The following is a 12728-nucleotide window of genomic DNA, read 5'->3' on the forward strand; positions in this document are numbered from 1 at the left end:
AGATGGTCAAATGTCAAACCATCCCCGTCGTTCAGCCCCAACAGATCAGCGTCATATTTTTCCACTTCCCATCATGTAAAAATTCGGACACAAACTGCAATTAAAAATAAATTTTTATCAGGTCAATACCCTGAATGCGTTTAACCACACTAAACATTCGGGTCATATCAAAGAATATTTCTACTCAGCTAGCAGGTCAATTAAGCGATCAGGCCCTGAAACAAAGTGTCGTGCGCATAGTGACAAACCCAAACATCAACACGATCAATTTGAACGCTCTATTTCGTCCGTACAGTTCAATTCCATTTATCTTCATAAGCGTGAAACTCAATTGAGCTCAGTTCTCAAGATCGGCTTTAATCAGCAGATATATGATAATGAGATATAAATAACTCTTATATTTGCAATACCATAAACATTATGTAAATCGGCAAAATTGATTCTTTTATTAAGCCGGACAAAATCTCATAGACGGCACAAAAAGACGTTCTTAACTCTGGCAAGCATCTCTGCACCCATCCAGAATTTTCGAGGGCAAATCTCCAATCCAAATATGACCGGACATAATTAGAATCGATAAAACGCGATTAAATAAAAATGAATCAAATCTGGATAAAATCGAGCTAAAAATAATGGGCCAAGTGCAAACCAGCACTGGCCCATTCATGAATTATCCTTGCGACGCCACTTCGTCCGACATGCCCGCCTGTCAAGCTGACAAGCCGCTTTGGCATTGGACTTTCAATGCACTAATGATTGAAATCCAAAATAATCAGAATAAAAAAAACCCCCGATTTCTTGCAAAATCAGGGGAAAGCTACCACAGGAAAATGATTGGATACAAAACACCCAATACCGTGATTCTATATAAAAAACTAAAAAAAATCTGCATACGTTGTTTAGGGCTGACGCTATAGCTTGATAAATTAATTTGTGCTAGGACGTAATAAGAATTAAAAACTTAAAAAGATCTTCAATTCCCTACAGTTACATGACCCTATTCCGTCCTTAGAAATCTTGAGCCTTGCCCCATGACTGCGCGACAATAAGGCCTCTTACGGGTTGGACACACTGCCCTTCTTGATTCTCAGGCGTTTATCTTGTCTTCTTCGCACTCTTCCTTATCCCCCCGCCAGGTTTTACTGGCCATTCTGGCCTTGGCTGTGGGCGGTTTTTCCATCGGCACCGGCGAATTTGTCATCATGGGTTTGCTACCCGATGTGGCCCAGGATCTGGGTATCGATATTCCCACCGCAGGCCACTTGATCAGCGCTTACGCTTTAGGCGTGGTGATCGGCGCTCCGGTACTGGCCGTACTGGGCGCACGCTGGCCCTGGCGTCGTCTGTTAATAGCCTTGATGGGCGCTTATGCCGTAGGCAATTTCCTGACCGTGATTGCCCCCAGCTATGAAACCGTATTGATCACCCGCTTTCTGGCCGGCTTTCCGCATGGCACCTACTTTGGTGTTGCCGCCTTGGTAGCCGCTCGTCTGGTGCCCCCGCATCGCCGTGCACAGGCCGTGGCCTACGTCATGCTGGGTCTGACAGTCGCTACCTTACTGGGCGTACCCATTGCTACCACCTTGGGACAATGGCTGAGCTGGCAGGCGGCCTTTACTTTCGTCAGCCTGATCGCCTTGCTGACCATGGGACTGGTACTGCGCTTTGTGCCCTTCATCCCCGCCAATACGCTGGCCAGCCCCTTGCGCGAACTGGGGGCCCTGAAGCGCAAGCAAGTCTGGTTGACGCTGGGCATAGGCGCAATTGGTTTTGGTGGCATGTTCTCGGTGTTCAGCTACGTAAAATCCACCTTGATGGAACTGGCGGGCCTGTCGGTCAGCGCCATCCCTGTCGTGCTGGCCTTGTTTGGCGTTGGCATGGTGCTGGGCAATTTACTGGGCGCCCGTTATGCGGACCGCTACCTGGATCGCAGCATTCGCCTGGTTCTGATCTGGGCTACCGGCGTGCTCTTGCTGTTCATGATCACGGCCCACCATCCAATCCTTGGCCCCTTGAACATCATGCTGATTGGCACCCTGGTGGCCTTGGGCCCCGCTTTGCAGATTCGCCTGATGGACGTGGCAGGTGATGCCCAAACACTGGCGGCTGCGCTGAATCACTCGGCTTTCAATATGGCCAATGCGCTAGGTGCATGGTTGGGTGGTTTGACGATTGCCGCTGGCTGGGGCTGGACTTCGACCGCCTGGGTAGGTGCCTTGCTGGCCTTGGGTGGCCTGGCCTTGCACACCATTTCGCTGCGCATTAAAGAATAGTCAGACCTCAGAACGGGTGACTCGGAGCAGGCAATTTTGTCGTAGGCGACAGAAACTGAACACAGGAATAGCCTTTGCAAAACTGAACTCTAGTAACCCAAAAAACAAAACGGCCTGTAATTGGATGCCCCTAAGGGTATTTCAATTACAGGCCGCTTTCGTTTGGCCCTCTCTCGAAGGTCCGACTACCTGGCTTTCAGCAATTCAGCTCAGGCTTTGCTTGCTGCTGCGGGGCGAGCCGCCAACCAACCGGCGTAGCCCATTCCAAAGCTGACCAGAATGCACAAGCCCAAGGCCCAGCCCCAGCTATTGAACAGGTCATGCAAACCGCCCATGGCGGGAGGCCCAAACGCGGCCAGCAAATAGCCCATGCACTGCGCCATACCCGACAGGGACGCCGCCTGCGAAGTAGACGTAGAACGTACCCCAATCAAGGCCAAGGCAATCAGGAAAACACTGCCACTACCAAAGCCAAACAGCACCGCCCACAGCAAGGACCAGGACGGCAAGACCAGAAAGCCCACAAAGGTCAGGGTCTGCAACAAGGCACCCGCCAAGGCCACCCCACGCTGGTCGTGCACACGGCTCAACACGGGCATCAGCAGCAAGGCCGGTACGGCGGTAGCCAACTGCATCAAACCATGAATCTGGCCCGCATGATCCGGCTCAAAGCCATAGTTCACCAGCATCACAGGCAACCAGCTGGCAATCATGTAGTAAGCCACCGAGTTCAAACCCATGTACAGGGTGATATGCCAGGCCAGGGGTAAACGCCACACCGAAGAACTGGTTGCCGCGCCAGTGGGCGTATTTTGTGCCGCACGTCGATCCGCTCCCAACTGGGTAGCCCATACAACTACGCTAGCCAATGCCATCACACCGACCACCATCAGGGACGACCAGCGCCAGCTTTGGCCTGTCCACTCCGCCATCGGGACCGCCATCGCGGAGTTGAACGCCGCGACCAGACCCATGAACAAAACGTACAGCGACGTCACAAAACTGATACGCATGGGGAAATGGCGTTTCACCAGAGAAGGCAACAGTACATTACCCAAGGCAATCCCGATAGCCAGCAAACCGATACCGGCAAACAGCTCTATCGTGCCGCCCAGGATACGTACCACCACACCTACCGCAATCAGTACGGAAGCAATAAACAAGGAACGGGACAAACCCACCACCCGCGCCATGGAGGCGGCCAGCAGGGAGATCACCGCAAAAATGAACAAGGGCATGGCGGTCAGCAAGCCAGCCTGCGTGGACGACAGAGACAGATCTGCCTGGATCAGCTCCAGCAAGGGGGCGATACCCGTGATCGGGGCTCGCAGATTGCCGGCAATCAGCAAGACGCCAATCAACACCAGTAAGGGGTGGGAGAGCCAGGAGAGTCGAGAGAGGGACATGAAGTGTAGCCAGTAGGTGAAAACCCTACTCTATCCTGTTTCGATGCCGACGCAAACAGGATATTATGACAACTTATACCTCAAACCAGACAAAGCATGAGTTTTAGCTCCAATCCGCAGGGCGGGCCTATTTTCAGCATCAAGATGGCGATGGGCAGCAATACTGAAAATCCATTGCATACCCATCCCAATGGACAGCTGATCATGACGCAATATGGCTCCGTCACCCTGCAAACCGACCAGGGCTACTGGATGGTGCCGCCGCTGTGCGCCGTCTGGGTGCCGGTGGGTATCCGTCACCGTGCCCGCGCCGACGATCAGGCCCTGATTCATTTCCTGTACATACAGCCCGGCCTGGATGAACTGCCCGATCACTGCAGCACCCTGGACCTGAGCCCCATGGTGCGCGAGATGATCATTCATTTAAGTGATCTGAATCCCCATTACGAGCCGGGCAGCCAGACGCACCGTCTGGCACTGGTGCTGCTGGAAACCTTGAATCAAATGCCCACCCGGCAGCTGCATGTACCGGTGCCCGAGGACAAAGTTTTGCAGACGATTGCGCAACATATGCTGCAACAGCCCGACTCGCGCCCTACGATGGCCGACTGGGCAAAAGAACTGGCCATGAGTGAGCGCACCCTGGCCCGACATATGCTAAAACACACAGGGATGAGCTTCGGGCGCTGGCGGCAACAATTCATGATTATGCTGGCCCTGCAAAAACTGGGTTCGGGAATGTCCGTAAAGAGCACGGCCAGGGAATTGGGTTACACCTCGATCAGTGCCTTTATTACCGTTTTCAAATCTATTTTGGGCGAAACCCCCAGCCGTTACTTGAGCCAAACGCATTCTTCTTAAGTCCCTACTACCCTCACCACACGCATCCATGTCTTCCACACACCTGTCCCGCCCCGGATATCTGCAGCGCTTGTTGAGTTGGTTCCAGATTTCTCACATGTCGGCGGGGCTGATTGCCGTGCTGGTGGGCTACACAAGTTCTGCTGCCATTGTTTTTCAGGCCGCTCAAGCGGCCGGTGCCAACACCGCCGAGCTGGGCTCCTGGATGTGGTCTTTGGGTATTGGTCTGGGCCTGCTGTCGGCAGGTCTGTCGCTGCGCTACAAGATTCCAATTCTGACTGCCTGGTCCACACCTGGCGCAGCGCTGCTGGCCACGGGTCTGGTGGGCCTGCCCATGTCCCAGGCCGTGGGCATTTTCCTGTTTTCGTCCCTGCTGACCACCATTTGCGGTCTTAGCGGCAGCTTTCAGAAGTTGATGCAGTACATGCCGCGCAGCATTGCCGGTGCCATGCTGGGCGGCATCTTGCTGCGCTTTGGCCTGGACCTGTTTGGTGCCATGCAAACCCAATGGCTGCTGTGCCTGAGCATGTTCATTGTGTTTCTGGTGGTGCGCCAATGGTCGCCTCGCTACGCCGTGCCGCTGGCACTGGTGGCCGGTGTCACGATTGCTGCCCTGCAAGGTTTGCTGAAAATGGAAATTCTGAGCTGGACTCCCGCCACGCCGGTGCTGGTCTGGCCCGAGTTTTCCTGGACGGCACTCATTGGTGTGGGCATTCCCTTTTTCATCGTCACCATGAGCTCGCAGAACATTCCGGGCGTGGCTGTATTGAAGGCGCATAACTACGATGCGCCCAACTCCACCGTCATTAGCTGGACCGGGATTGTGGGCCTGATCTTTGGCCCCTTCGGTGGCTACGCCTACAATCTGGCCGCCATTAGCGCCGCCCTGTGCATGACTCCCGAAGTGGATGCGGACCCGCGTCAGCGTTATCGCGCCAGTGTCTGGGCCGGGATTTTCTATTTTGCCGCCGGTATCTTTGGTGCCACCGTGGTCAGCCTGTTTGCCGCCTTCCCAACCGAACTGATTGCGGCCATTGCCGGTCTGGCCTTGCTGGGTACCATAGGCAATAGCATCCACATGGCGCTGGAAGCCCCAGACACCCGTGACGCCGCCCTGGTCACCTTTCTGACCACTGCGTCAGGCATGAGTCTGCTCAATATCGGCAGCGCCTTCTGGGGTCTGGTTTTTGGTATGGCTATGTATCTGATTCAGAAACGAAAAGTATCCTGATCCGGTCATCCCCCCGGCGTCTGTTCAAGACGGCAAACAAGCCTCACATTTGCTTGCTTTGCCGTCTTTTTCATTTGGCACACTAAAGGCGTGACCACTTTTCTTTAACGGAGGAGCTTCATGCCTGCTTTATCTCAAGCCCAACAAAAAGCTGCCGGTGCAGCCTTGTCCGCCAAACGCGGAGAAACTCCGGTAGCCAGTCTGAAAGGGGCATCGCTGGAAATGTACAACACCATGAGTACCAAGGAGCTGGAAGAACTGGCCAGCACCGATACCGCGCGCCGCAACCTGCCTGAACACAAGGAGTAATCAGACAGCCTGAACGCGCACGCCGCTTTGCTCGAAGGCTTGATGCAAACGCTGCGCAAATTCGGCCGCCCCCGCCTGATCCCCATGCAGGCACAAGGTATCAGCAGACAAAGGCACCGTTTTACCCGACAGACTGGTAACGGTGCCTTGCTCTATCATCTGCATCACTTGCTGTACGGACTGATCGGCATTGGTAATCATGGCGCCAGCTTGCTGACGAGGGGTCAGGCTGCCATCGTCCTGATAGCTGCGATCGGCAAACACCTCTTGAGCCACCGTCAAACCCGCATCACGACCGGCCTGCACTTGCACACTGCCTGCCAGCGCATACAGAATCAGGCTGCGATCAATATCGGCCACAGCTTGGGCAATGGCTTTTGCCAAGGCCCCATCACGGGCGGCCATATTGTAAAGAGCACCATGTGCCTTGACGTGATGCAAAGCAGCACCTTGGGTGCGTGCAACGGCAGCCAGGGCTCCCACCTGCACCACCACCATGTCATACACCTGCTCGGGGGTAACCGCCATCACCCGGCGACCAAAACCAGCCAGATCCGGCAGGCCGGGATGTGCGCCCAGCTTCACACCATGCTTTAGGGCCAGGGCCACCGTCTGACGCATGGTGCCCGGATCTCCGGCATGAAAGCCACAGGCGATATTTACCGACGTCACCCACGGAATCACCTGCTCGTCATGGCCCATGCCCCAGGGGCCAAAGCTCTCGCCCATGTCGCAATTCAAATCAATACTCAAGCTCATGGAGTTCCCTCTGATAATCCATCCAACCTGCCTGCGGCCTGGGCAATGCAACGCCGGAACCACAGCAGTTCTGCCGCATTATGCGTGCGCGGATGCCACAGCTGGTAAAAACGCATCAGTGGAAAATGAACCGGACAAGGCAACACGGTAATTGGCAGAATGCGGGCATAGTACTCGGCAAACTGGCGGTTCGTGGTGAACACCATATCTGTGCGACTCAAAATCCCCGGAACCAGGCCGAAATACGGCACGACCATCTGTACGTGACGGCTGATGCCCTGCTCGGCCAGGCAACCGTCAATAAAGCCGCGCTTGTCCGTCACGTGGGCCGAAGGGGCCAGATGCGGCATGTCCAGATAGTGCTGCAAGGACAGACCACGCTGCGCCAAGGGATGATGGCGGCCCAGCATACAGACCACCTCGTCATCAAACAGACGCGCCAGGTGCAGCTTTTCAGGGGGCTCGAGCCAGTTGCCGATCACCACGTCCAGCTCGCCCTCTTCCAGGGCCTGCACGTAATCCAGATCCGGGTTGATGGTATGGACCACCAGCCGGGCCTGCGGCGCCTGACGACGCACCCGCTCCGCAATATCCGGGATAAAAGCGCCGTCCAGATAATCCGGCGCGCCCAGATTGAAAACGCGGGTAGACTGACTGGGATCCATAGGCTCTGCCGCGGCAGAAATTCGCTCGATAGCTTGCAGAGCTTCCGTGGCATGTGCCAGCAAAAAGGGGCCGCGCTCGGTAGGCACCATTCCCTTTTTACCGCGCAACAAAATCGGATCGCCCGTGATTTCGCGCAAGCGCCGCAAGGCATTGCTAACGGCTGGCTGGGACATACCCAAGCGGATAGCCGTACGCGAGACGCTGTGCTCTTTGAGCAGCGACTGCAATACCCGCAGCAAATGCAGGTCTAGTTGTTCTCGTAATTTTGGCATGGTTTAAATAATACAAGCGCTGGCCCGCCTCGTTGATCGGTGTAGACACTCATACGCCTATATAGTGAACATCATTCCAAGCAAATGTTCGCATCCTAAGCAAATGCTATCTTCGATCCGTAAAAAACCAGTCGAGTGAGATCATGGAGACAAGACCAATTCGTTTTATTTATCGCGGCGAAGTACAGGAAGTGGCTCAGGCCCCGACCACGCGAACCGTTTTACAGTATATCCGTGAGGATCTGCACTGCACCGGCACCAAAGAAGGCTGTGCCGAGGGTGATTGCGGCGCCTGCACGGTCATGATTGGCGAACTGGACCAGAACAATCAACTGCAATTGCGTGCCGTAAACGCCTGTATCCAGCTGCTGCCTACGCTGGACGGCAAGGTGCTCTACACTATTGAGGATCTGCGCCAGGACGATGGCACCCTGCACCCCGTGCAGCAAGCCATGGTGGACTGGCACGGTGCCCAGTGCGGCTTTTGTACGCCCGGCTTCATCATGTCGCTGTGGGGCCTGTACATGACGCACTCGCCCGAAGACGGCCCGGTTTCCCGGGAACAGATCGACGATGTGCTCTCGGGCAATCTGTGCCGCTGTACCGGCTACCGCCCCATTATTGATGCAGCCAAAGCCATGCACAGCTATCCGGCTGTCAGCATGGATCGCCAATCCATTGAAGACAAGCTGCGTGCCATTCGTCAGGACGGCATGCTGGCCTATGAGTACCAGGGCCAGACCTTCCATGCCCCCCGCACGCTGGACCAGTTGGCCCAGCTGCGTGAGCAATATCCGCAAGCCCGCATTCTGGCTGGCAGCACCGATATCGGCCTATGGGTGACCAAGCAATTCCGCGATTTGCCGCATCTGATCTATATCGGTCAGGTGGCCGAGCTGCGCGAACTGAAAACCACCGAGGACGATCTGTATATCGGTGCAGGCGTTCTATTGAACGACGCTTTTGACGCCCTGATCAAAGACCACCCCGAATTGACAGAACTGCGCCAACGCTTTGCCTCCTTCCCTATCCGCAACGCCGGTACCCTGGGCGGCAACGTGGCCAACGGCTCGCCCATTGGCGACTCCATGCCCGCCCTGATTGCCATGCGTACCCGTGTGGTGCTGCGCAAAGGCGCAGTCGAGCGCGTGCTGCCTTTGGAAGATCTGTATCTGGCCTACCAGAAAACCGCCATGGAACCGGGCGAGTTCGTGCAAGGCCTGCTGGTCCCACGCAACAAGGGACAATGGCAATTCCGTACCTACAAGCTGTCCAAGCGTTTCGACCAGGACATTTCTGCCGTGTGCGCCGCCTTTGCGGTGGAACTGGATGGCAAGATCGTCAAACAGGCTCGCATCGCCTTTGGCGGTATGGCTGCCACCCCTAAACGCGCCAGCCACGGCGAGCAAGTGCTGCAAGGTCAGGAATGGAACGAGGAAAACGTACAAGCTGCCATGCAAGCGCTGCAACAGGACTACCAGGCCCTGAGCGATATGCGTGCCAGCAGCGAATACCGCAATCAAAGTGCGGCCAATTTGCTGTACCGCTTCTTCCTGGAAACCCACCCTGAACACGCTTTGAGTCCCGCCCAGCTGAATGTCTTTCACCGAGCTCAAGCCAGCCTGGAGACTTTGTGATGAAAATTGACAATATCGACCACCTGAACACCGCCACGGCTCAACGAGTCGGCGTGTCCTTTCTGCACGAGTCGGCAGACCTGCACGTGAGCGGCACGGCCACATATACCGATGATTTGCCTGAATTGCAGGGCACGGCCCATATTGCGCTGGGCCTGTCGGAAAAAGCCCATGCCCGTTTGCTGGACGTGGATCTGGAAGCTGTGCGTCAAGCGCCCGGTGTCATTGCCGTCCTGACGGTTGCCGACATTCCCGCCGCAAATAATTGTGGCCCTATTCTGCATGACGACCCCATTCTGGCCGATGGCGTGGTGCATTACTTTGGCCAGCCCATTTTTGCGGTTATTGCGAAATCCCACGACCAGGCACGCCGTGCCGCGCGCCTGGGCAAGATCACCTACGAAGAGCTGCCTGCCATCTTGACTCCACAAGAAGCCAAGGCCGCGAACGCCGGTGTTCTGCCCCTGATGAGCCTAAAACAAGGCGACGCCAAAAAAGCATTGGAATCGGCTCCACACCGCCTGCAAGGCACCTTCCAGTGCAATGGTCAGGAACAGTTTTACCTGGAAGGCCAGATTTCCTACGCCGTGCCCAAGGAATACGGCGCCGTGCATATCTGGTGCTCCACCCAGCATCCTTCGGAAATGCAGCAGCTGGTTGCCCACTGTCTGGGCGTTGGCGCGCACAAGGTACACGTGGAATGCCGTCGCATGGGCGGTGGTTTCGGTGGCAAGGAATCTCAATCGGCCCTGTACGCCTGCGTGGCCAGTGTGGCTGCCGTCAAGCTGCAGCGCCCGATCAAGCTGCGCCTGGACCGCGACGACGACTTCATGATTACCGGCAAGCGTCACGGTTTCTACTATGAATACGATATTGGTTACGACGACGAAGGCCGCCTGCTGGGTGCCCGTCTGGACATGACCGCCAACTCGGGCTTTTCCGCCGACTTGTCCGGCCCCGTGGCAACCCGCGCCATCTGCCACTTTGACAATGCCTACTACCTGTCTGATGTAGACATGAGCGCGCTGTGCGGTCGCACCAATACCCAATCCAACACAGCCTTCCGAGGCTTTGGTGGCCCGCAAGGGGCCTTGGTGATGGAAGTGGCCCTGGATACCATTGCCCGCCGCCTGGGCAAAGATCCGCTGGATGTACGCCGCATCAACTTCTACGGTAAAAAAGACCGTAATGTGACGCCTTACGACCAGACCGTGGTCGATAACGTCATTCACGAACTGGTGGCCGAGCTGGAGGAAACCAGCGAATACCGTCAGCGCCGTGAACAAATCCGTGAATTCAATGCCAGCAGCCCGGTACTGAAAAAGGGTCTGGCACTGACCCCGGTGAAATTCGGTATTTCCTTTAACGTACCCGCCTTCAACCAGGCTGGTGCTCTGGTCCACGTCTACCGTGACGGCACGGTTTTGGTGAACCACGGTGGCACGGAAATGGGTCAGGGCCTGAACACCAAGGTGGCCCAGGTGGTAGCCCATGAACTGGGCCTGAATCTGGAGCACATCCGGGTCACGGCCACCGATACCACCAAAGTGGCCAATACCTCGGCCACGGCGGCATCCACAGGTACGGACTTGAACGGTAAAGCCGCCCAGGATGCGGCCTACCAGATTCGCCAGCGTCTGACGACGGTAGCTGCCCAGCTCTTCTCGGTGGAAGAGTCCAGCGTGAAATTCGAGCGGGGTCAGGTCCAGATCGGCGGCCAGACCATGCCCTTCTTTCAACTGGTTGAGCACGCCTACCAGGCCCGCGTCCAGCTGTGGTCCGACGGCTTTTACGCCACCCCCGGCCTGCACTGGGACTCCAAAGTCATGAAGGGCAACCCCTTCTACTACTTCTCTTATGGGGCTGCCGTCGCTGAAGTGCTGATCGACACGCTGACCGGGGAATCTCGTCTTCTGCGTGCTGACGTGCTGCACGATGTGGGCAAATCCATCAATCCGGCCCTGGATATTGGCCAGGTTGAAGGCGCCTTTATTCAAGGTATGGGCTGGCTGACAACAGAAGAGCTGGTTTGGAACGCTCAAGGCAAGCTCACCACGCATGCACCGTCGACCTACAAGATCCCGGCCATCAGCGACTGCCCCATGGACTTCCGCGTCAATCTGTTCGATGGCCGCAACGCCATGGATTCGATTCACCGCTCCAAAGCCGTGGGCGAACCGCCTTTGCTGCTACCGTTCTGCGTCTTTAACGCGATCCGTGATGCGGTTGCCAGTGTAGGCAACTACCAGATTGAGCCCGTGCTGAACGCACCTGCGACTGCGGAAGCCGTCATGCGGGCTGTTGCGGCTATTCGCAAAGCGAAATGAGTAGCTGGCCCTCTCTTGCCCTCGCCCGTGTGAAAGCGGGCGAGCGGCTGGTTTTGTGCTCGGTGGCGCTTGCCAAAGGCTCCACCCCGCGCACCACGGGCACGGCCATGCTGTTCAGCCAAACTGAGCAGTGGTTAACCATTGGTGGCGGGCACCTGGAATGGGTAGCGGCAGAACAGGCACGTGTCATGCTCAGTCAGTCCTCCGGACCCGGCTGGAGCATGAGCCGCCTGCCGCTGGGCCCCAGTCTGGGCCAATGTTGCGGCGGGGTCGTTACCTTGCTGTACGAAACCCTGGGTGCCGAGGATCTGGGCTGGCTGGAAGAGCTGGATAGCGCCGTGCGGGCCGGTCAGGCGACCAGCCGCCGTTCACAATTGCTCTCAGACGGCAATAAGCAGGTTGATATCCAAAGCCCTTCAATTGTGGACGAGTCCCGACTGGAGTACGACGGCTCGCAAGGCGTCTGGATGGAGGAGCTGCCGCCCCCGCCCCTGACTATTTTGCTGTTTGGGGCCGGTCATGTGGGCGAGGCACTGGTGCAGATTCTGGGCACCCTGCCATGCCGGGTTCTGTGGATTGACGAACGCCCTGAACTGTTTCCCGCTCAGGTACCCAGCAATGTCAGCCTGGAAATTACCGACATCCCCGATGCGCTGATCGAACAAGCCCCGACCAATAGCTATTTTCTGGTGATGACGCATAATCACGGCCTCGATCTGGCTCTGTGCCAAAAGATCTTGCGCCGGCCCGATACGGCCTATGTGGGCCTGATCGGCTCCATGACCAAACGTCGTCAATTCGAGCGCCGCTTGCAGCAACGCGGCATGCCCGAATCCCGTATTCAGGAACTGGTCTGCCCCATTGGCGTGCCAGGTATCAAGGGCAAGGCCCCCTCGATTATTGCCGTGGCTGTCGCCGCCGAATTGCTGACCCACGCCTATGAAATGGGCCAGCTCAGTCGCTGATGCGACCTCGACTTCAAGGACA

Annotated in this window: 10 protein-coding genes; 7 read left to right on the plus strand and 3 right to left on the minus strand. The window is 56.5% G+C overall.

All coding sequences use genetic code 11. The annotated features are described in order from the left end of the window. Positions 1-1100 precede the first annotated feature (1100 nt). Positions 1101-2273 carry an MFS transporter gene (locus NBV64_RS11610; RefSeq protein ID WP_009458878.1) on the plus strand — a complete coding sequence of 391 codons (1173 nt, stop codon included), beginning with the start codon at positions 1101-1103 and terminating at the stop codon, positions 2271-2273. Positions 2274-2482: 209 nt separating this feature from the next. Here NBV64_RS11610 and NBV64_RS11615 read toward each other — a convergent pair whose 3' ends face one another. After that, positions 2483-3679: an MFS transporter gene (locus NBV64_RS11615; RefSeq protein WP_031231938.1), complete on the minus strand. Its 1197-nt coding sequence runs from the start codon at positions 3677-3679 to the stop codon at positions 2483-2485. Between the two features lie 96 nt (positions 3680-3775). Between NBV64_RS11615 and NBV64_RS11620 the strand changes: the two genes are divergently transcribed. From NBV64_RS11620 to NBV64_RS11630, 3 genes are all read left to right on the plus strand, one after another. Then, positions 3776-4540 carry an AraC family transcriptional regulator gene (locus NBV64_RS11620; RefSeq protein WP_009458871.1) on the plus strand — a complete coding sequence of 255 codons (765 nt, stop codon included), beginning with the start codon at positions 3776-3778 and terminating at the stop codon, positions 4538-4540. 28 nt (positions 4541-4568) lie between these two features. Then, positions 4569-5771, plus strand: a complete 1203-nt coding sequence (locus NBV64_RS11625) for a benzoate/H(+) symporter BenE family transporter (protein ID WP_051359096.1) — start codon at positions 4569-4571, stop codon at positions 5769-5771. A gap of 120 nt (positions 5772-5891) precedes the next feature. Next, positions 5892-6080 (plus strand): DUF3008 family protein, encoded by a 189-nt coding sequence (locus tag NBV64_RS11630; RefSeq protein ID WP_009458869.1) that lies wholly within the window; start codon positions 5892-5894, stop codon positions 6078-6080. Here the strand turns inward: NBV64_RS11630 and NBV64_RS11635 are convergent, their stop codons facing one another. Further along, entirely contained in the window at positions 6081-6839 is a 759-nt protein-coding gene (locus NBV64_RS11635) for a LamB/YcsF family protein (protein WP_250755838.1), read from the minus strand. It lies immediately after the preceding gene. Further along, a complete protein-coding gene (locus NBV64_RS11640; protein ID WP_021446486.1) occupies positions 6836-7777 on the minus strand; it encodes a LysR family transcriptional regulator in 942 nt (313 codons plus the stop codon). Before NBV64_RS11640 ends, NBV64_RS11635 begins: the two co-directional genes overlap by 4 nt. 143 nt (positions 7778-7920) lie before the next feature. Here NBV64_RS11640 and xdhA point away from each other — a divergent pair, with 143 nt between their 5' ends. From xdhA to xdhC, 3 genes are read left to right on the plus strand one after another with little or no spacing between them, the layout of a single operon-like run. After that, entirely contained in the window at positions 7921-9414 is a 1494-nt protein-coding gene (xdhA, locus tag NBV64_RS11645; protein ID WP_250755839.1) for a xanthine dehydrogenase small subunit, read from the plus strand. After that, entirely contained in the window at positions 9414-11741 is a 2328-nt protein-coding gene (xdhB, locus tag NBV64_RS11650; RefSeq protein WP_250755840.1) for a xanthine dehydrogenase molybdopterin binding subunit, read from the plus strand. The genes xdhA and xdhB overlap by 1 nt, the downstream gene beginning before the upstream one ends. Next, a complete protein-coding gene (gene xdhC / locus NBV64_RS11655) occupies positions 11738-12706 on the plus strand; it encodes a xanthine dehydrogenase accessory protein XdhC (protein WP_250755841.1) in 969 nt (322 codons plus the stop codon). Before xdhB ends, xdhC begins: the two co-directional genes overlap by 4 nt. The last annotated feature ends 22 nt before the right edge of the window (positions 12707-12728 follow it).

The sequence above is a fragment of the Alcaligenes sp. DN25 genome (assembly GCF_023674485.1).
GTDB classification, from domain to species: domain Bacteria; phylum Pseudomonadota; class Gammaproteobacteria; order Burkholderiales; family Burkholderiaceae_B; genus Alcaligenes; species Alcaligenes phenolicus.

What these genes read in the sequence shown, in the direction of transcription:
- NBV64_RS11615 (WP_031231938.1), bottom strand. Translation starts at nt 3,679, where the DNA reads ATGTCCCTCTCTCGACTCTCCTGGCTCTCCCACCCCTTACTGGTGTTG.
- NBV64_RS11620 (WP_009458871.1), top strand. Translation starts at nt 3,776, where the DNA reads ATGAGTTTTAGCTCCAATCCGCAGGGCGGGCCTATTTTCAGCATCAAG.
- NBV64_RS11625 (WP_051359096.1), top strand. Translation starts at nt 4,569, where the DNA reads ATGTCTTCCACACACCTGTCCCGCCCCGGATATCTGCAGCGCTTGTTG.
- NBV64_RS11630 (WP_009458869.1), top strand. Translation starts at nt 5,892, where the DNA reads ATGCCTGCTTTATCTCAAGCCCAACAAAAAGCTGCCGGTGCAGCCTTG.
- NBV64_RS11635 (WP_250755838.1), bottom strand. Translation starts at nt 6,839, where the DNA reads ATGAGCTTGAGTATTGATTTGAATTGCGACATGGGCGAGAGCTTTGGC.
- NBV64_RS11640 (WP_021446486.1), bottom strand. Translation starts at nt 7,777, where the DNA reads ATGCCAAAATTACGAGAACAACTAGACCTGCATTTGCTGCGGGTATTG.
- xdhA (WP_250755839.1), top strand. Translation starts at nt 7,921, where the DNA reads ATGGAGACAAGACCAATTCGTTTTATTTATCGCGGCGAAGTACAGGAA.
- xdhB (WP_250755840.1), top strand. Translation starts at nt 9,414, where the DNA reads ATGAAAATTGACAATATCGACCACCTGAACACCGCCACGGCTCAACGA.
- xdhC (WP_250755841.1), top strand. Translation starts at nt 11,738, where the DNA reads ATGAGTAGCTGGCCCTCTCTTGCCCTCGCCCGTGTGAAAGCGGGCGAG.